General features: G+C 51.3%; 1 pseudogene. It reads left to right on the top strand.

The window, feature by feature from the left end:
• A pseudogene (locus LK536_RS58805) lies at window positions 1-263 on the top strand (hypothetical protein); the annotation flags it as partial.

Here is a 263-nt window from a genome sequence, read left to right as displayed (position 1 = left end):
AAAAAAAAAGGGGGGAAGGAGAAGGAAAAAAAAGAGGGGGAAAAGAAAGGGAAAAAAAGAGGGAAGGAAAAGAAGAGAGGAAGAGAGGGGAGGGGGGAAGGCAGGAGGGACAGGGGAAGGGAAAGGAAAGAAGAAGAAGACAGGGAGGAGGGGAGGGGGAAGGAGACAAGCGACAGAAGGAGATGATAGAACCGATGGGTGTAGGAATTGAGTGGGGGTTTGCAGTGATTGGGCCGACTTACAGACTTGAAGGGGAGGTTGGG

This window comes from Clostridium pacaense (genome assembly GCF_020709765.2).
Taxonomy (GTDB): Bacteria; Bacillota; Clostridia; order Lachnospirales; family Lachnospiraceae; genus Enterocloster; species Enterocloster hominis.
The sequence above is the reverse complement of the archived record's forward strand: the minus strand, read 5'-3'. Positions and strand labels throughout refer to the sequence as shown.